Source organism: Afipia sp. GW823-FHT06G09, from assembly GCF_058794875.1.
This window is the reverse complement of record NZ_JBXAHF010000001.1, coordinates 1,085,315-1,103,168: the sequence shown is the minus strand read 5'-3', so window position 1 is coordinate 1,103,168 and position 17,854 is coordinate 1,085,315. Positions and strand designations below refer to the sequence as shown.

The 17,854-nt window shown below is 63.1% G+C and carries 22 protein-coding genes; 12 read left to right on the top strand and 10 right to left on the bottom strand.

What is annotated here, in order from left to right:
- Positions 1–25 precede the first annotated feature (25 nt).
- Positions 26–685 (bottom strand): hypothetical protein, encoded by a 660-nt coding sequence (locus AC1Q67_RS05465; RefSeq protein ID WP_492234899.1) that lies wholly within the window; start codon positions 683–685, stop codon positions 26–28.
- 246 nt (positions 686–931) lie between these two features.
- Between AC1Q67_RS05465 and AC1Q67_RS05460 the strand changes: the two genes are divergently transcribed.
- The 3 genes from AC1Q67_RS05460 (at position 932) to AC1Q67_RS05450 (ending at position 2,033) form a co-directional block, all read left to right on the top strand.
- Complete coding sequence (locus AC1Q67_RS05460) at positions 932–1,174, top strand: hypothetical protein (RefSeq protein ID WP_024576456.1); 243 nt, start codon at positions 932–934, stop codon at positions 1,172–1,174.
- 81 nt (positions 1,175–1,255) lie between these two features.
- The gene (locus tag AC1Q67_RS05455) at positions 1,256–1,747 is read left to right on the top strand and encodes a glutathione peroxidase (protein WP_492234900.1); all 492 of its coding nucleotides are present in this window, start codon (positions 1,256–1,258) and stop codon (positions 1,745–1,747) included.
- A 46-nt stretch (positions 1,748–1,793) separates the two neighbouring features.
- Entirely contained in the window at positions 1,794–2,033 is a 240-nt protein-coding gene (locus tag AC1Q67_RS05450; RefSeq protein WP_006021805.1) for a DUF3297 family protein, read from the top strand.
- Positions 2,034–2,068: 35 nt separating this feature from the next.
- Here the strand turns inward: AC1Q67_RS05450 and AC1Q67_RS05445 are convergent, their stop codons facing one another.
- The 4 genes from AC1Q67_RS05445 to AC1Q67_RS05430 all read right to left on the bottom strand — a co-directional run bounded on the left by AC1Q67_RS05445 (position 2,069) and on the right by AC1Q67_RS05430 (position 4,271).
- Positions 2,069–2,710: a tetratricopeptide repeat protein gene (locus AC1Q67_RS05445; protein ID WP_492234901.1), complete on the bottom strand. Its 642-nt coding sequence runs from the start codon at positions 2,708–2,710 to the stop codon at positions 2,069–2,071.
- 80 nt (positions 2,711–2,790) lie between these two features.
- Positions 2,791–2,925, bottom strand: a complete 135-nt coding sequence (locus AC1Q67_RS05440) for a hypothetical protein (protein ID WP_492234902.1) — start codon at positions 2,923–2,925, stop codon at positions 2,791–2,793.
- Between the two features lie 64 nt (positions 2,926–2,989).
- Entirely contained in the window at positions 2,990–3,244 is a 255-nt protein-coding gene (locus tag AC1Q67_RS05435; protein ID WP_006021802.1) for a DUF2188 domain-containing protein, read from the bottom strand.
- A 103-nt stretch (positions 3,245–3,347) separates the two neighbouring features.
- The gene (locus AC1Q67_RS05430; protein WP_492234903.1) at positions 3,348–4,271 is read right to left on the bottom strand and encodes a dihydrodipicolinate synthase family protein; all 924 of its coding nucleotides are present in this window, start codon (positions 4,269–4,271) and stop codon (positions 3,348–3,350) included.
- 301 nt (positions 4,272–4,572) lie between these two features.
- On the opposite strand from AC1Q67_RS05430, the gene AC1Q67_RS05425 reads away from it, so the two are divergent.
- The 5 genes from AC1Q67_RS05425 (at position 4,573) to AC1Q67_RS05405 (ending at position 8,442) form a co-directional block, all read left to right on the top strand.
- Positions 4,573–4,926, top strand: coding sequence for a hypothetical protein (locus AC1Q67_RS05425; RefSeq protein WP_492234904.1), 354 nt, complete (start codon positions 4,573–4,575; stop codon positions 4,924–4,926).
- Between the two features lie 163 nt (positions 4,927–5,089).
- Positions 5,090–5,458 carry a GIY-YIG nuclease family protein gene (locus AC1Q67_RS05420; RefSeq protein ID WP_492234905.1) on the top strand — a complete coding sequence of 123 codons (369 nt, stop codon included), beginning with the start codon at positions 5,090–5,092 and terminating at the stop codon, positions 5,456–5,458.
- A gap of 107 nt (positions 5,459–5,565) precedes the next feature.
- Positions 5,566–6,528 carry a bifunctional Delta(1)-pyrroline-2-carboxylate/Delta(1)-piperideine-2-carboxylate reductase gene (gene lhpI / locus AC1Q67_RS05415; protein WP_492234906.1) on the top strand — a complete coding sequence of 321 codons (963 nt, stop codon included), beginning with the start codon at positions 5,566–5,568 and terminating at the stop codon, positions 6,526–6,528.
- Positions 6,529–6,804: 276 nt separating this feature from the next.
- Positions 6,805–7,737, top strand: coding sequence for an SMP-30/gluconolactonase/LRE family protein (locus AC1Q67_RS05410; RefSeq protein ID WP_492234907.1), 933 nt, complete (start codon positions 6,805–6,807; stop codon positions 7,735–7,737).
- 111 nt (positions 7,738–7,848) lie between these two features.
- A complete protein-coding gene (locus AC1Q67_RS05405) occupies positions 7,849–8,442 on the top strand; it encodes a GNAT family N-acetyltransferase (RefSeq protein ID WP_492234908.1) in 594 nt (197 codons plus the stop codon).
- Between the two features lie 476 nt (positions 8,443–8,918).
- Here AC1Q67_RS05405 and AC1Q67_RS05400 read toward each other — a convergent pair whose 3' ends face one another.
- From AC1Q67_RS05400 to AC1Q67_RS05390, 3 genes are all read right to left on the bottom strand, one after another.
- On the bottom strand, positions 8,919–10,334 hold the full coding sequence (locus AC1Q67_RS05400; protein WP_492234909.1) for an alpha/beta fold hydrolase: 1,416 nt from the start codon (positions 10,332–10,334) through the stop codon (positions 8,919–8,921).
- A 315-nt stretch (positions 10,335–10,649) separates the two neighbouring features.
- Positions 10,650–11,492: an AAA family ATPase gene (locus AC1Q67_RS05395; protein WP_024576445.1), complete on the bottom strand. Its 843-nt coding sequence runs from the start codon at positions 11,490–11,492 to the stop codon at positions 10,650–10,652.
- Between the two features lie 123 nt (positions 11,493–11,615).
- Positions 11,616–11,861, bottom strand: a complete 246-nt coding sequence (locus AC1Q67_RS05390; protein ID WP_024576444.1) for a GlsB/YeaQ/YmgE family stress response membrane protein — start codon at positions 11,859–11,861, stop codon at positions 11,616–11,618.
- 307 nt (positions 11,862–12,168) lie between these two features.
- Here AC1Q67_RS05390 and AC1Q67_RS05385 point away from each other — a divergent pair, with 307 nt between their 5' ends.
- A complete protein-coding gene (locus AC1Q67_RS05385) occupies positions 12,169–13,344 on the top strand; it encodes a vWA domain-containing protein (protein WP_024576443.1) in 1,176 nt (391 codons plus the stop codon).
- Positions 13,345–13,482: 138 nt separating this feature from the next.
- On the opposite strand, the gene AC1Q67_RS05380 is transcribed toward AC1Q67_RS05385, so the two are convergent.
- Positions 13,483–13,770, bottom strand: a complete 288-nt coding sequence (locus AC1Q67_RS05380; protein WP_024576442.1) for a GIY-YIG nuclease family protein — start codon at positions 13,768–13,770, stop codon at positions 13,483–13,485.
- 202 nt (positions 13,771–13,972) lie between these two features.
- Here AC1Q67_RS05380 and AC1Q67_RS05375 point away from each other — a divergent pair, with 202 nt between their 5' ends.
- Complete coding sequence (locus tag AC1Q67_RS05375) at positions 13,973–14,395, top strand: rhodanese-like domain-containing protein (RefSeq protein ID WP_024576441.1); 423 nt, start codon at positions 13,973–13,975, stop codon at positions 14,393–14,395.
- A 127-nt stretch (positions 14,396–14,522) separates the two neighbouring features.
- The gene (sseA, locus tag AC1Q67_RS05370) at positions 14,523–15,377 is read left to right on the top strand and encodes a 3-mercaptopyruvate sulfurtransferase (protein ID WP_492234910.1); all 855 of its coding nucleotides are present in this window, start codon (positions 14,523–14,525) and stop codon (positions 15,375–15,377) included.
- 6 nt (positions 15,378–15,383) lie between these two features.
- Here sseA and AC1Q67_RS05365 read toward each other — a convergent pair whose 3' ends face one another.
- A complete protein-coding gene (locus AC1Q67_RS05365) occupies positions 15,384–16,262 on the bottom strand; it encodes a hypothetical protein (RefSeq protein WP_492234911.1) in 879 nt (292 codons plus the stop codon).
- 342 nt (positions 16,263–16,604) lie between these two features.
- On the opposite strand from AC1Q67_RS05365, the gene AC1Q67_RS05360 reads away from it, so the two are divergent.
- Positions 16,605–17,846 carry a L,D-transpeptidase gene (locus AC1Q67_RS05360; protein WP_492235702.1) on the top strand — a complete coding sequence of 414 codons (1,242 nt, stop codon included), beginning with the start codon at positions 16,605–16,607 and terminating at the stop codon, positions 17,844–17,846.
- The last annotated feature ends 8 nt before the right edge of the window (positions 17,847–17,854 follow it).

Genomic DNA, 17,854 nt, shown 5'->3' with positions numbered 1-17,854 from the left:
TCGCTCGCAATGACGTTGCGGGATATCACCGCGAATTCTCAGGTTCGTTCTTCGTCATCTTGGTGCCGGTGAGTTCGGCGAACGCCGGGCCGAGACCCGCCATGCGCACGAGAAGCGCGAGATCGTTCTTCTGAGTGCCGTTGAGTTGCGAATAGAATGCGCGCGTTGCGGTCTTCAGGCGGGCGATGGCGTCGCTTTCGGTGTCGAACGAATCGTCGCGATCCTTCTTCAGCCGCTTCTGATAGTCCTCGATCTGCAGCGTGACCTCGCGCATCGCGCTTTCCACCGGCTGCCAGTATTTTTGCTGCGCAGGCGTCAGGTTGAGCCGCTTCTTGATGCCGGCGATCTGGGTGTCGTTCAGGAACAGCCGCGACGGCTTCTCGGATTTCGCGGTCAGCCGGCGCGGCAGCGTCACCGGCGCGTTGAGCCAGGCGCGCGCGGTCTCGACCATGTCATTCGGCAAACCGGCGTCCGTGCTCTCGGCAGGGGCAGGCGAGGCGATCACGCGGTCCTGCTTCATCATCGCGTTGGAGACCGGATACCGAGCCTCGAACACAGGCTCGTCCGGCGTCAGCGAGGCCGATGCCTGCTGGAAGAACAACTGGTCGCCGAGCAGCCATCCACCCACGGCGGCAAGGGTGCCTGCGCCGCATATCAGCACGAGATATGTTGTCCTGATCGCCAATGGGTTTCTCGATCGCGGGTTTCCGGTCGCGGAAAGCCGTCAAGTCTGCCGCAAAATGTTGAACAATTGTGGCTTTCCGAGGCTCCGTCCCAGCAGGCCTTAGCGCCTCCTTGCCAATATCGGGTAAATTAGCCCATTGGGGCCACTTTCGCAGCGCAAGACAGGGCAGCCCGGATCGGTTAAAGGGAGCGCAGTAGCGACAGGTTCCCCCGTTTCGGGATCATCACCTCGTCCCGGAGAACATCAATGAGCGACAAGAAACAGGACGCCGTCAGCGCAATGGCGCAGTACGACGCAGAAGGCCGCGCGGTGCGCGCCAATATGGAAAAACTGCGCGCGCTGCGGCTCGCCAAGGAGGCTGCGGAAGCGGCATCGGCGCCCCCGCCCAAGGCGAAACGGGCAGCAGCGGCGAAGCCCGCCAAGAAGGAAGCTCCGGCGAAGCTGTCCGACTGGCTCGCCAATCAGCAGAAGGGCGGATTCCGCACCTGAGGAGCATGATCCTGAAAAGCGGGAACCGGTTTTCGGATCAGCTCATGCCCCCACAGCAAGCGGCATGACGGGAGAGCGCCATTGACGACGGTCTACGATTTCTCGGCTGCGACGCTGGACGGCGAAGATCGTCCGCTCAGGACCTATGAGGGGCAGGTGCTGCTGATCGTCAACACCGCGAGCGCGTGCGGGTTCACGCCCCAATACGCGCAGCTCGAGGAGCTGCAACGCACGCTCGGCCCGCGCGGCTTTTCGGTGCTGGGTTTTCCGTGCAACCAGTTCGGCGGGCAGGAGCCGGGCAGCGCGCAGGAGATCGCGGCGTTCTGCTCGCAGAAATACGACGTGACGTTTCCGATGTTCGCCAAAATCGATGTCAACGGCGACAAGGCGCTGCCGCTGTTCGATCATCTCAAGCGCGAGAAGCCGGGGCTGCTCGGCGCCTCGATCAAATGGAATTTCACGAAATTCCTTGTCGACCGCGCCGGCAAGGTCGTCGCGCGGTACGGCTCGACCACCTCGCCCAGCGCGCTGAGCCGCGATATCGAAAAGCTCCTGTCAACCGGGACGCTGTGATTTAAGACCGCTGTAACTTCAGAATAACAAGAAACAGGATACGACGATGAGCGAATTGCCCGACCGCCTCTCCACCGACCCCCGCAGCCCGTATTACAACGCCGAGGTTCTCTCGCGCGATGTCGGCATCCGCTTCAAGGGCGTCGAAAAGAACAACGTGGAGGAGTACTGTGTCAGCGAGGGATGGGTGCGCGTGACCGCAGGCTCGTCCAAGGACCGCTACGGCAATCCGCTGACCATCAAGCTGACCGGCCCGGTCGAGCCGTATTTCCGCGACGAGCAGTAAGTTCGATTCTGCCGCTGCCCCTTTGCGGGCGGCGGCTAATGGCGGCGCGCGTTGGCCGCTTCGGCGCGCTGCCGTGCCGTCTCGAAAGCCGCTGCGGATTCGTCGTGCCGCTCAAGCTTCTGCAGGCTGAGGCCGATGGCCGCCCAACTGTCGATCAGGCCGGGCATCAGCGCCACCGCGCGCTGATACGCCGCCAGCGCGTCTTCATAACGGGCGAGGCCGGACAGCGCGTTGCCTCTGTTGTGATGGGCCAGCGCATAGTTCGGCTGGAGCGCGGTCGCCTTGTCGAAATCGGCCAGCGCAGCCTCAAAGTTTTTCAGATCGTTGTAGACCGTGCCGCGATTGCTCAGGGTTTCGGCGTCGTCGGGATTGATCGCGAGCGCCTGCGTGAACTGCGTCAGCGCTTCGTCGGAACGGCCCAGCGCCTTGAGCGCGAGCCCATGGTTGTAGAGTGCGACATGAGCGCCCGGATTGAGCTTCACCGAGGACCGCAGGAACCGCTCGGCTTCGTCGTATTTTCCGGTGCCGACAAGAATGGCGCCGAGCACACTGAGCGCCAGCGGATGATCGGACGTCCTGCGCACCAGCTTGCGAAGGGTCTTCTCGGCCTCGCGCGTGCGCCCGGCCTGAAGAAACGAGATCGCTTCACTGAACAGGATGTCGGTCGAGGCGGCCACTGTCGATCTCGCTGGAATTGATGTGGAGTTGATGTCGGCCGGTGCCGCCGGGTCCGCCGCGAACCGCGGCAGGCCGGCGCTTATGGTTGGACGATATAGTATCCGCCGACGACGAGGATGAGCGCGAGCACCACGATGATGCCGAGGACGGCAGCGATGATCGCTCCCAGTCCGTGCGAATCCAGCCAGTTCTGAAGTGCTCTGCCCGCTCTCATGGCGGTCTTCTAGACCAATTTGCGCGGAGATGGAAACCGGGGTGCGGCAAAAAGGACCGGACGGTTACCGGGCCTTCTTGTTGTCCACGACTTCGGTGACTGGCCGGTCGGTGCCCCGGACGGTTTCCTCGCGCCAGTTGCCCTGGCCGTCCTCGAACTGGATGACCTCGGTCCGGCCGGGCACCCGCTGTTCCGCCGCGGCGCGGGTGGCGGCCGCGCGCGCCGCCTCGTGGGTCGGAAAGGTCTCCGAAAACACGTTGTTGAACTTGTACGCCCAGCCGCCGTCGTGCTCGACTATCTCGTAGACCACCTTGACCATGCTGGCACCTCAAGTTTGCGGCTGGCGAAAACAAGACCCTTAACTTGATATCTGGCGTCGCCGATTTCAACGCCTTGGCTGCACCGGGTTCCAGCCCGGATGGCTAGCCGAGCCCGCCCAGGACACCTTCGACGATCTTGCGTTCCTCAGGCGTGAGCGGCGTTTGCGGCGCAATCGGATCGCCCACGGCATAGCCCTGCATCTCGAGCCCCGCCTTGATGCAGGCGGCGAGATTGAACCGCGCGAACACCTCGTTGACCCGCCACAGCTTGCGCTGAAGCGCGATCGCTTCGTCCCAGCGTCCCGCCTTGCACAGGTCGTAGAGCTTCACGCTTTCGCGCGGCACGATGCAGGCCGGTCCCGCCATCCAGCCGACGCCGCCGATCAGCATCACGGCAGCGGGAATATGCGCCGATGCCGCGAACACTTTCATCTTGTCGCCGCAGCGGTTGATGATGGAGAGCAGGCGCCCGGTGTTGTTCGAGGCATCCTTGATGTACTGGATGCGCGGATGCTCGGCGAGGCGCGCGATCACGTCGAGGGTGAGATCGGAGCGCTGGAAGTTCGGATTGGTGTAGATCACCACCGGAATGTCGACGGCGTCCGCGATGGCGCGGAAATACGCCTCGACCTGCGCGTCCTTCACCGGGAAGTACGCTTCGAGAATGGCGAGAATGCCGTCCACGCCGAGCGCCTGATAGGCCTTCGCCTGCGCGACCGCGTCCGCTGTCGATGTCGAGGCAACGCCAGCGATCACCGGCACGCGCCTGGCTGTGGCCTCCACCGTCGCCTTCACCACGATGGCGCGCTGTTCGCGGCCGAGATAGGCGAACTCGCCGGTGGAGCCGAGCGGCGTCAGCCCGTGAACACCGGCCTTGATCATGTCGTCGCAGAGCCTGCCCAGAACATCGGTCTTGATGCTGCCGTCGGTTGCGGTGGGCGAGACGAGGTAGGGAAACACACCGTGCAAGTCTTTTGGCAGGTCTTTTGGCAAGTCTCTTGGCAAGTCTGTTCGCTGGTCGGTCATTGCGGGCTTCGCTCTCTTTGGGGGCGTTAACGATTGATGGCCTGTTTTCAACGTTTCGATTGAACTTCGCAACCCTCGCACAGCATGATGTGGACGCGCTGCGTGCATGCGACACAAGATGTCGGTCAGCCATCTGACCAGCGTGGTATGAATCGCTGATTCGGGCGCGTTTCGTTCCACCCGCGTTCCAAACCTTAAGATCGCGCAAGGTCTCGGCTGGTTACCCCGTCACGTTATGAGACAGTTTGCGCCGGATGCGCGGAAACGTGCACGATGCAGCAAGGCTTTGAGGAGGTCGGACATGGTGAGATTCCTGATTGGCGCTGCGCTGCTGACGCTGATGCCGCACGGAGCGATGGCGCAGGACGTGCCCGGCATCGAAATCTGCACCGCCGAGAAAACCATGGAGCGCCGCACCGGCTGTCTTCAAAGCAATGTGAATTTCCTGAAAGCCTCGCTGACCAAGGCCTCGCTGGAGAGCCAGCAGAAGATCGACGCCGCCAACCGGCAGATCGACGCGCTCAAGGCCGCGGTGACGGGGCTGCAGGCCACCGTCGCGCAATTGCAGGGGCAGGTGCAGGCGCTCAGCAAGCAGCCGAACGGCGCAGCCAAGGACGCGCCGAAGGAAGCGCCAAAGGCGCCCGGCGCGAAGTGACACGGGCCGCCGCTAGATATTCAATGTCGTCCCCGCGAAGGCGGGGACCCATAACCACCGGGCGGAACGTTCGGGAGAAATTTTTCAACCATCCCGTGCAAACTCGACGTCAGGGAGTATGGGTCCCCGCCTTCGCGGGGACGACGTGTGGTGGGTTCATGCCATGAGCTCTGCTTCTTCATCAAAATCGAAGCGTCCCACGCGAAAAAAACCCGCCGCCTTCGTCTATGTGCTCGGCAGCTTTCACAAGGGCCGTTACATCTCCTACGTCGGCTGGACCAATGACGTGACGCAGCGGCTTGCGAAGCATAACAACGGCACCGGCGCGCGCTCGACACGCGGCCGGGCCTGGATGCTGCTGCACACCGAACCGTTCCAGACGCGCAACGAAGCCATGAGCCGCGAATGGCACCTCAAGCGCGACCGGGCCTTCCGGAAGAAGCTGATGGACGCGGTGAGGGCGGGGCAGAGCGCGTCTTCACCTCGCCCCGTTCTTACGGGGAGAGGTCGGATTGCGAAGCAATCCGGGTGAGGGGCGCTTTCGCGAAATCGTGATTATTTGCAATATGCCCCTCACCCCAACCCTCTCCCCGCAGGCGGGGAGAGGGAGCGCGTCCGCGAGATTCTCGGAAACTGTAAATGACCCCGGCCACCCCATCTCCCATCGTCATCGATGCCGCGCGCACCCGCGCTAGCCTGCCGTTCGACCGCCTGATCCCGGCGCTGCGCGAGGCATTCACCGAGGGTGCGGACGTGCCGCTGCGCCACCATCATTTCATGCCGCAGCCCGACGGCTCGACCGCGACCATTCTCATCATGCCGGCATGGCAGCGCGCCTTCATCGGCATCAAGATCGTCACGATCTTTCCGGAGAACGGCAAGCGAGCGCTGCCGGGGCTGTTTTCGAGTTATCTGCTCTGCGACGGGGAGACCGGGCAGCATATCGCGCTGATCGACGGCAACGAGATCACGTCGCGGCGCACCGCGGGCATCGGCGCACTCGGCGCGGACTTTCTCGCACGCAAGGATGCGACGAAATTGCTGGTGGCCGGCTCAGGCCGGATCGCGAGCCTCACAGCGGATGCGTTTCGCGCGGTGCGGCCGATCGAGACCGTCGCGGTGTGGAATATCAATGAGGCAGGCGCGGCGCGGCTGGTGTTCGATCTCCGCGCCAGAGGCATCGACGCCCATGTCGCGACCGATCTGGAGCGCGCGGTGAGCGAGGCGGATATCGTGAGCTGCGCGACGCTCGCGCACAAGCCGATCATCAAGGGTGAATGGCTGAAGCCCGGCGTGCATCTCGATCTGGTCGGCAGCTTCACGCCGTTCATGCGCGAGGCCGACGACGAGGTGTTCCGGCGCGGGCGCGTCTGGCTCGACACCTACGACGCGCTGAAGGAAAGCGGCGAACTGCTCGACCCGATCCGCGACGGCGTGATCGCGGCCGAGGATATTCGGGGTTCGCTCAATGAGCTGTGCAAGGGCGAGCGCAAGGGCAGGACCAGCGATAGCGAGATCACCGTGTTCAAGGCGGTCGGCAATGCGCTGTCAGATATTGCGGCAGCCGGGCTGGTGTATCGGGATTTTTCTGCGAAGGAATGACGTTCTTCACCTCTCCCCGTTCTTACGGGGAGAGGTCGGATCACCATTAGCGCGTTTACGCGCGTCTTCGACGCGCTATGGTGATCCGGGTGAGGGCATCTTTTTGGTGCACGATAAACCTGGCCCCTCACCCCACCCTCTCCCCGCAAGCGGGGAGAGGGAGCAGATCGTGCCCGGACTTCGACAACTCACCCCTGCATCCACGCACTGGTCATCGCTGAATCCGCGCGATAGGTTTCGCGCGTCAAAATCAAAAACACTGTCCGGGAGGTCTTCATGTCTAACGTCCGTGTCATCGCAACCGGTCTCGAGTTTCCCGAAGGGCCGGTGGTGATGCCCGATGGCTCCGTGGTGCTGGTGGAAATCCGCCGCCAGACCCTGACGCGGGTTTATCCCGACGGGCGCAAGGAGATCATTGCGAAAATTCCCGGCGGGCCGAACGGCGCGGCGCTCGGCCCCGACGGCAAGATGTACATCTGCAACAACGGCGGCTTCTCCTGGGCGCCGGGTCCGGGCGGCAACATCATGCCGGGCGCGCCGCGTCCGTCGGAATATATCGGCGGCTCGTTGCAGCGTGTCGATCTCTCAAACGGCAAGGTCGAGACGCTGTTCACCCATTGCGGCGAACGGCAGCTCAAGGGACCCAACGACCTCGTGTTCGACAGGGAGGGCGGGCTCTGGTTCACCGATCTCGGCAAGCGCCGCGCGCATGATCTCGATGTCGGCGCCGTCTACTACATGAAGAAGGGCGGCACAGAACTTGTCGAGGCTGTGCCGCACATGCTGCCCGCCAACGGCATCGGCCTCTCGCCGGACGAGAAGACCGTCTATGTCGCCGAGACGCCGACGGCACGGCTGTGGGCGTTCGCCATCGGTGCGCCGGGACAGATCGCGCCGGTTGAGCCGATCTATCGCGGCGAAATGGGCAGGCCGATTTCCGGCCTCGGCGGCTATCAGATGTACGACTCGCTCGGTGTCGAAGCCTCCGGCAACGTCTGCGTCGCGACGCTGATCTCCGGCTGCATCTCGGTGATCGCGCCGGATGGCAAGCTGGTCGAGCAGGTGCCGACAGGCGACAATGTCACCACCAACATCGCCTTCGGCGGGCCGGAGCTGAAGACCGCGTACATCACGCTGTCCGGCAGGGGCGAACTGGTGGCGATGGACTGGCCGCGCGGCGGCCTGCCGCTGAATTTTCTGAATAAGTAATTTTGTCATTGCGAGGAGCGTAAGCGACGAAGCAATCCAGCTTTTGTAGACCTTAAGATGGATTGCTTCGCTTCGCTCGCAATGACGAATCCGGTTGATCGAGGAATACACATGACCTGGCTTTCTCCCGTCACACTCAGTGGCCCGCACGCAACGCTCGAGCCGCTGTCGCGCGATCACAAGGATGGCCTGGTGGAGGCCGTGAAGGACGGCGAGTTGTGGAAGCTCTGGTACACCTCGATCCCGTCGCCGGAGGCGATGCCGTCCGAGATCGAGCGTCGTCTCGGTTTGCAGGCGGCGGGATCGATGCTGCCGTTCACGGTGAAGGATGCCGATAGCAAGGTCGCCGGCATGACGACCTACATGAATGTCGATGCCGCCAACCGGCGGGTCGAGATCGGCTCGACATGGTATGCAAAGCGTGTCCAGCGGACTGCGCTGAATACCCAGTGCAAGCTGCTGCTGCTCACCCATGCGTTCGAGAAGCTGAACTGCATCGCGGTCGAGTTCCGCACGCATTTCTTCAATCATCAGTCGCGGCGCGGCATCGAGCGGCTGGGCGCGAAGCTCGACGGCGTGCTGCGCAGTCACCAGATCGCACCGAACGGCACCCTGCGTGACACTGTCGTGTACAGCATCACCGCTTCGGAATGGCCGACGGTGAAAGCGCACCTGACCTATCAGTTGCACGAGAAGACGCGGTAACGCGCGGCCGTCGCCACACCGTCATTGCGGAGAGCGCAAGCGACGAAGCAATCCAGTTTGATGAGTGGATTGCTTCGCGTCGCTCGCAATGACGCGGAGCGCCCTCGTAGATGCCGTTTCGGTTCCGGAATTAACCTGCGCGGCGGCCATTAAGGTTTAAACGCAGGTTTCGTTGCGCGCGCAAACCGTCGGACTAACGTCGGATTGCGGACAATTGCCCCATGTCCGTTAACGACAAGACGGGGTCGTCGGCCGGTATACTGCGATCGGCGGCCCTCGCCATGAGGCAACCATGTCCGAGGCTGTATTCGTTCTTGTTCTGGTGTTCGTGGCCGGTTTTGGCATCGGCTACGGTGTGCGATCCCAGATGGTCATCCTGCGCCGAGCCAAGGCCCGCCGCAGGATGTGACGTGCCCGCCGCGCGGAAGCGTGACGCGCCCGCGGCGCCGGCGTGCAGCGCAAGCGAACCGATGAATTCAGGTGACGCCGAGGAACCGGCGGATCTCGTCGAGAAAGATCGGCAAGCCCGGATCCTGTTGGAGCGGGATATGATTTTTGCCCGGCAGCGTGACGAGGCGTGCGCCGGGGATACCTGCTGCAAGCTCCCGGCCTGACGCAATCGGCACCCTTCGGTCATCGCGGACATGCATGACAAGGGTGGGCACCTTGATTTGCGGCAGCAGATCGCGGACATCGAAGTTGATCACCGTTTCCAGATATCTGACGGCGCATTCAGCTGACGCGCTGACCCGCTGGGCTTCGTTGAAGGCGTCCATCTGTTCCCTCGTCGCAGTGGGGATCATCGACGCTGTGAAGAGTTGCCGGAAGGTTGGCTCGTTCGCGCCCCAGCCGAGTTTCATCAGGACCTTCATTGCGTCGAACTGCTCGCGTGCGGCGGGCGTCACGTTCGGGCTCTTGTAGACGCCGGCGGCAAATCCTCCATAAAGGATCAGATGCGAAACCCGTTCCGGATGCCGGATCGCGAAGGCGATCGCCACCGCGCACCCCTGAGACAATGCAAGAATCGGAAACCGCTCGAGTCCCGCCGCGTCAGCAACACTCTCCATGTCGCTCACCCAGTGATCCAGCGAGATGTTGCCGACGTCCCAATCCGACAGCCCGTTGCCTCGCGCGTCGAAACGGACCAGCGAAAAGCTCGAGGCCAGTTCGAGCAGGAGACCGCGGAAGATCGGCAGCTCCCAGTCGTATTCGAGATGCCCCAGCCAGTGTGCCGTGCGCAGCAATGGCGGGCCGTTGCCGACCTTCGCGAAAGCCAGCCGGACGCCGTCCGCCGCCTTGCAGTAGCGGATCTCCTGTTGAAGATTCGCGCCGGTCAGAATACGCGCGGCCTTGGATGCGCCGTCATGGAGATCGATCGCAAAGACCTCGATCGGCCGTGCGATGTTCTTCAGGTTCTGGCGGCCCATTTCGCGGAACTGAAGCCTGAGCTTGCCTTCGATCTGATCGAGCACCTGCCGGGAAATACAGACGCCGCCCCTCGGCGCGATACTCTCCAGCCGCGCCGCGACATTGACGCCATCGCCGAAGATTTCGCCGCCGTCCTCGATGACATCGCCGATGTTGATGCCGATGCGGAATTCGAGCCGGCTCTCCTCGGGCACGTTCACGTTCCGTGTAATCATCGCGCGCTGGATTTCGATCGCGCAGCGCACGGCTTCAACCGCACTGGCAAATTCCGCCAGCAGGCCGTCACCGGCGGTGTTGATGATGCGGCCGCGATGTTTCCTGATCCGCCGGTCGATCAGGTCGTGGCGGTGCGCCTTCAACTGTGCGTGGGTGCCTTCCTCGTCGGCGCCCATCAACCGGCTATAGCCGGCGACGTCCGCGGCGAGAATGGCTGTCAGGCGGCGATCGACGTGCTTCTTGGTCACGCGGCACCTCGCATCCGAGGCGGGCAGTCTAGGCGGCTCAGGGTGCGGTGGCCAGCATGGCGTCGCGCTTCATTCTGACCCGGTGGCAAAGGCCTTGTTCCCGCGCGGGCGCGCTCAGCATTCCGCGTCGTCCCCGCGAAAGCGGGGACCCATAATCACCTAATTCACGTTAAAGCGAGATGCCTGCGCCGCCGTTTCAGCGCCAAGCCAGAACGATGGGCTGGGGTGTCTGGGTCCCCGCTTTCGCGGGGACGACCAGTTGAGGAATGGTGCGTCGTTCGAGAACGCACGCCATTCAGCAAACAGAGACCGCGCTCAGACTTCCCGGCGGCTCAGGAACGCGAGGCGCTCGAACAGGTGCACGTCCTGCTCGTTCTTGAGCAGGGCGCCGTGCAGCGGCGGGATCAGCTTGCGCGGGTCGCGTTCGCGGAGCTGTTCCACCGTCATTTCCTCGTTGAGCAGCAGCTTGAGCCAGTCGAGCAGTTCCGAGGTCGATGGCTTCTTCTTCAGACCCGGCACGTCGCGCACCTCGAAGAAGATCTTCATCGCTTCCTGAACGAGGCGCTTCTTGATGTCGGGGAAGTGCACTTCCACGATGGCGTTCATGGTGTCGATGTCGGGGAACTTGATGTAGTGGAAGAAGCAGCGGCGCAGGAACGCGTCGGGCAGTTCCTTCTCGTTGTTCGAGGTGATCATGATGATCGGGCGCTGCTTCGCCTTGATCGTTTCGCCGGTCTCGTAGACATGGAATTCCATGCGGTCGAGTTCGAGCAGAAGGTCGTTCGGGAATTCGATGTCGGCCTTGTCGATTTCGTCGATCAGCAGGACCGGGCGCTTCTCGCTGGTGAAGGCGTCCCACAGCTTGCCGCGCTTGATGTAGTTGGAAATGTCGGAGACACGCGGATCGCCGAGCTGGCTGTCGCGCAGACGCGACACCGCGTCGTATTCGTAAAGGCCCTGCTGCGCCTTGGTGGTGGACTTGATGTGCCAGGTCAGCAGCGGCGCATCGAGCGCGCGCGCGACTTCTTCCGCGAGCACGGTCTTGCCGGTGCCGGGTTCGCCCTTCACCAGCAGCGGACGTTCGAGCACAATCGCTGCGTTGACCGCGACCTTCAGATCGTCGGTGGCGACGTAGTTTTTGGTACCGGTAAATTTCATCGACGTTTGCCTTGGTGAGTTTGTCTGAGTTCGTTTGTTCTGCTTCGCGTGATGCCGCGGGAAATCTCTTCAAACAAGAAGCGACCGCTTTATCGGCGGCCGCTTCCAGGAGCCTTTAAAACGTCATGCGCGCCGGATCAACGACAGGATGACCAGCACGACGATGCCGCCGATCGCTCCGTTGATGATCTCGCCGATCATGCCGGCGCCGAGCCGGATGCCGAGCTGCGGCAGCAGCCAGCCCGCGACCACCGCGCCGACGATGCCGACGACGATGTTGCCGAGAAGTCCGAAGCCCGCGCCCTTGACGATCAGGCCGGCCAGCCAGCCCGCGATCGCACCGACGATAATCCAAGCAATAATGCCCATGGACCAAACCCCTTGTTTAAAACGCTGCGACTCCCGCTGCGGGGTGTCGCGCGTCCCCGGTCAACGCCGCGAACTGTCTCCGGCCGGAGCAGTCCGGGAGGCGTCAAACAACAGTTTAAATGAAATGGCACACCAATCCAGACCGTGCCAGTGCTGTTTTCGAACGCAAGCCTGCCTTGCAGGGCGGTTTTCCGGGTGGGCGCAGGCAGACGAATGGCCCGCAACCCTGTAGTTTCATCACTCTAATCCCGTCACGAGGGCGACGCCCGCCCTTGACGGAAGCGGCTTCGGAGGCGATCTAAGTCCCATGTTTCTGCAATTCTTCACATCGCTGCGCGACGCGCAGGTTCCGGTCACGCTGCGTGAATATCTGACGCTGATGGAGGCGCTCGACGCCAACCTCGCGGATCAGAGCGTGGAGCATTTCTATTATCTGTCGCGCGCCTCGCTGGTGAAGGACGAGCGCAACCTCGACAAGTTCGACCGCGTGTTCGGCACCGTGTTCAAGGGGCTCGAGAGCCTGCTCGACGCCATGGAGAAGGCGGAGATTCCCGCCGAGTGGCTGCGCAAGGCCGCCGAGAAATATCTCACCGAGGAAGAGAAGAAGCAGATCGAGGCCATGGGCTGGGACAAGCTCATGGAGACTCTCAAGAAGCGTCTTGAAGAACAGAAGAAGCGCCATGAGGGCGGCAGCAAGTGGATCGGCACCGGCGGCACATCTCCCTTTGGTGCGGACGGCTACAATCCCGAAGGCATCCGCATCGGCCAGGAGAAGAACCGCAACTTCCGCGCGGTGAAGGTCTGGGACAAGCGCGAGTTCAAGGATCTCGACGGCAACGTCGAACTCGGTATCCGCAACATCAAGGTGGCGCTGCGCCGCCTGCGCAAGTTCGCGCGCACCGGTGCGCCTGACGAACTCGATCTCGACACCACGATCAAGGAAACCGCCAACCACGGTTATCTCGATGTCCACATGCGCCCCGAGCGGCGCAATGCGGTGAAGGTCCTGATCTTCTTCGACATCGGCGGATCGATGGACGGTCACATCGCGCAGGTCGAGGAACTGTTCTCAGCGGCGAAGACCGAGTTCAAGCACATGGAGTATTTCTACTTCCACAACTGCCTCTATGAAGGCGTCTGGAAGCAGAACAAGCGGCGCTTCTCCGATCGCACGCCGACCTGGGATATCCTTCACAAGTACCCGCACGACTACAAGGTCGTGTTTGTCGGCGATGCGTCGATGAGCCCATATGAAATTGTCGTCCCCGGCGGCTCCGTCGAACATGTCAACGAGGAGGCCGGGTCGGTCTGGCTCGAGCGCGTGACGCGGACCTATCCGCACGCGGTCTGGCTCAATCCCGTCGCGCGCAAGCACTGGGACTATTCGGAGTCCACCACCATCATCCGCAAGCTGTTCGCGGAGCGCATGTTCCCGCTGACCCTCGAAGGACTAGAGGGCGCGATGAAGGAATTGACGCGGTAGGCGCAAAGGTGAAGAAGGCCGGTTTGCTCGTCATTGCGAGGAGCGCAGCGACGAAGCAATCCATCTTTTTCGGGTGGCTGCCTCGCATGGATTGCTTCGCTTCGCTCGCAATGACGGGCCGTGAGCGATCATCGAAATTCAGATCAGCGTATCGTAGAGATCATCCCAGCCCGGATTCAGTGCTTGGATCAGTTGGATTTTGTCGTTCCGGCTTCCAGCCTTGATCTGCTTTTCACGGACAATCGCTGCTTCCATTGTGTCGTGATGTTCGTACCAGACCAGCCGCTTGCAACCGTACTTCTTTGTGAAACCGTCAATTAGTCCTTCGCGATGTTCATGGGCGCGGCGGGGCAAGTCCGACGTTACGCCAGTGTAAATTGTCCCGTTGTGCTGGTTGGCCACGATGTAGACGCAGGGTTGTTTCATCAGCGCGTCCTGTCATACGTTGACGGCAGGTGCAGAGTATCGTCATTGCGAGCGCGCCGAAGCAATCCATTCCGGCCTTCTCATGAGAAAAGATGGATTGCTTCGTCGCTGCGCTCCTCGCAATGACGGAGAGAGACGCTAGCTTTTAGAACTGATTAGCGGCACATTGCGGGTAAGACACTTCGTAAAGGACCGCCCCCAAATGCCCTCCACCATCACCCGCGGCTACAAGAAACTCCTCGACGAGGCCAACGCCCAGATCGAGACCATCAACGCGGCGGAAGCCGTCGAGCGTTTTCCGCAAGGCGGCGTGGGACAGAGCGAAGTCGTGATCGTGGACCTGCGCGATCCGCGCGAGATCGAGCGCGAGGGCCGCATCCCCGGCGCGTTTCACTGTCCGCGCGGCATGCTCGAATTCTGGATCGATCCGGAAAGCCCTTACGCCAAGCCGGTCTTTCAGGAAAACAAGAAGTTCGTGTTTCAATGCGCGTCAGGCTGGCGCTCGGCGCTGGCGGCCAAGACCGCGCAGGACATGGGCCTCTCTCCCGTGGCGCATCTCGGCGGCGGCTTCACCGGATGGAAGGCCGCCGGCGGTCCGATCGAGAAGGTCGAGCCGAAGAAGTAAGATTGAATTCGTCATTGCGAGCGAAGCGAAGCAATCCAGAAGCAAAAGCAAGCCTGGATTGCTTCGTCGCTGCGCTCCTCGCAATGACGCTGTGTGAAGCGATAGCTTGCAGGAAATTGGAGATACAATGCCCGCCACCGATCCTCTCGTCTCCACCGAATGGCTTGCCGCGCATCTGAACGATCCGCAAGTGAAGGTTCTCGATGCGACGTTCAAGTTGCCCGGCATCCTGCCGCTGCCGAAGGACGACTATCTGGCGCAGCACATTCCGGGCGCTGTGTTCTTCGACGTCGATGCGGTGTCGGATCACTCATCGTCGCTGCCGCATATGTTTCCGTCCGCCGAGCAGTTCGGTCGCGATGTCGGCGCGCTCGGCATTTCCAACGATGACACCGTGGTGCTGTACGATGCGGGCGGATGGGTCGCCGCCCCGCGCGGGTGGTGGATGTTCCTGTCGTTCGGCCACAACAACGTTCGCGTGCTCGACGGCGGCCTGAAGAAGTGGCTGGCGGAAGGCCGCGCGGTCGAGGGTGGCGAGGCCAAACCGAAGCCCGCGTCATTCAAGGCGGCGCTCGATGCCAGGCGTGTGCGCAGCATCCAGCAGTTGATCGGCAATCTGGAGAGTAGGGCCGAGCAGGTGATCGATGCGCGGCCGAGCGCGCGCTTTGAGGGCAGCGTGCCCGAGCCGCGTCCCGGCTTGCGCGGCGGGCATATTCCGGGCGCGCGCAGCGTTCCCTATGCGGGACTGTTCGATGCCAGCACAGGCGCGATGAAGCCGCTCGATGATTTGCGGGCGGCGTTCACCGGCGCGGGCGTGGATCTCGCCAAACCCATCGTCACGAGCTGCGGCTCCGGCGTATCGGCAGGCGTGCTGACGCTGGCGCTCTATCGCCTCGGCATTGCCGACACCGCGCTCTATGACGGATCATGGGCGGAGTGGGGCGAGCAGGGCGGCCCGCCGGTGGCGACAGGGCCGGTGTAACCAGCCTTAGCCGCCGAACAGCGGAAATGCTTTTTGCTGTTGGCGCAGCTGTTCGGCCCGCGCGCGTTCCTCGGCGCGGGCGCGTGCGATCTGACGCCGGTGTGCGATGGCGAGCGTGTTGACGCGGCGGGTTTTCTTCGCCGCAGGCCGGGGGATCGTCGCGGAGGCCGTCGCTTCCGTCGATCGCTCGACAGACGCGACCGTCTCGGTCGATCGCGGCTCGGACGCTTCGGTTACCGAAGATTTGGTCTCTGAGGATATGGCCTCGGTCGGCTTCGGATCAGCCAGTCCGGGTTCGGATTTTGCGTCGACGGCTTTCGCTTCGGAGATCCGGAGCTCGGAGGCCTTCACGCCCGCCGGCGCGGCTTCCTGAGGCTTCACGTCCGGAACCTTCGCTTCGGTGGCGCTGGCTTCGGAGGTCTGGGTATCCGAGGGCTTGGCATCCGCGGCCGGCGCTTCCGCTGCCGGAGCTTCCGCTGCCGGAGCTTCTGTGCTGGCCTTTGCGCTCAGAGCTGCGGACGTCTCCGGGGCCGGAGCGGGTTCGGCCGGTGCCTGTTCGGCTTCCCTGAGTGTGTCGCCGGCGTCCTGCTTTACGGTTTCGGCCGGTGGCAGTTCGCGCGGAATGTCGCGGATGATGGCCTGCTGGCGGATGGTCCGGTCCGGGGATGGCTTCGCCGTCAGCGCCTCGACCCGCAGCATCGCCAGTGTCGGTCCGCTGAGTTCGAACTGCGGCGCCAGCATCGGCTGCTGCGCCAGCCGCCACGACGGCATGCTCGCGAATTCCTCGTGCGCCGCGCGCAGCAGCGCGGCCGCGCCGAGGCCGAAGATCAGAATCGAGATCGCCAGCACGGTCGTCGCAAACAGGATTCGAAATCCGGGGAGCATTGTGACGTGTCCTGCCTTCGGCGGTGGAGGCGCGAAGGTCTCGAGCCAAAACGAAACGCATGTGAACGCTGGAGAAGCGAAAACTGAACGCCGGAAGCGCGGCTGAAGGCCACGAATCAAGCCTCCGGGAAGGATACCGCAGGCCATGAATTTGCCTGAAAAAACTTCGGCCGGGGCTGGGGATGGCGTCACATTGGCGGGAACCTGTTGCCCGGCTGCAATCTCGCGAAAAAGTCAGCCGTTTTCGGGCACTTTTTTCAACGATTGTCTTGAATGCGCCGCTATCCTGCGCGAATTGCCGTTAACGATACGGTGGCGGGTTCGCGCTATATAAGGGGCATGATGTTCAATCGCGTTTCCAAGGGTTTTTCTGCCAAGTCCTTCACGACGGCTTTTGCGGTTTCCGCGGTGGCCGGTCTGGCAGGTGCATCTGTTGCACTGGCGCAGTCCTATCCGCCGCCTCCGGGCTATTCGCAGCCGCTCCAGCCAGCGCCCTACGCGCGGGACGACCGCAGCGTGCCGGATTTCGACCGCCTCGATGGCGATGACCGTGGCACGGCGCTGTCGCCTCCGGGCTACCAGCAGCAGCCGAATTACCAGCAGCCGCCCGCTCCGCAGCAGCAGAGCTACCAGCAGCAGCCGGGCCTCGACCCGCGCGGCCCGGTGATGTCGCCGGACGATCCGCGTTACGGCCGCCCGACCGCTTACACCCCGCCGGCGCCCGGTTATTCCGATCGCGGCCCCGCGCCGATCTACAGCGACCGCGGTCCGCCGCAGGGCACCGATTTTACCGACCGCCCGCGTCCGCCCGGCGTGGTCGATGGCGCGCCGACGGGTGCGCTCGATCTGCAGGCGCCCGGCACGGCGCAGGGCGCCAACGGCCGCTCCGTGATGTCGGCATTGCCGCCTGAAGAGCAGCCCGAAACCGGCCCGCGCAAGGAATTGCCGCCGAACCTGCGGCGCACCGAGGTCAATTATCCGACCAAGGAGCCGCCGGGCACCATCATCGTCGATACGCCGAACACGCATCTCTATTACATTCTCGGCAATGGCCGCGCGATCCGCTACGGCGTGCGCGTCGGCCGCGACGGCTTCACCTGGACCGGCGTGCAGAAGATCACCCGCAAGGCGGAATGGCCGGACTGGCATCCGCCGACGGAAATGATCGAGCGCCAGCCTTACCTGCCGCGCTTCATGGCCGGCGGTGACGGTAATCCGCTCGGCGCGCGTGCGATGTATCTCGGCTCGACCGTGTACCGCATCCACGGCACCAACCAGCCGTCGACCATCGGCCAGTTCGTGTCGTCTGGCTGCATCGGCATGCTGAACGAGGATGTCACGGATCTGTTCGAGCGCACCAAGGTCGGCACCCGCGTTGTGGTGCTGCCGGGCGGCAAACCGCCGGCCTTGCCGCAGCCTCAGCCGGTCACCGCGTCTGCCCAGCCGCAGCCGTATCAGGGCGGACCCGCTCCCGCGCCGATGGCGAACGGTGCGCCTCCGCAGCGCCCGACCGCGTCGATGGGCGTGGCCAATCAGGGACCGACGGCTGTGCCGCCGCTGCCCGCGCCGGTCACGATCCGCTAAATCAGGAT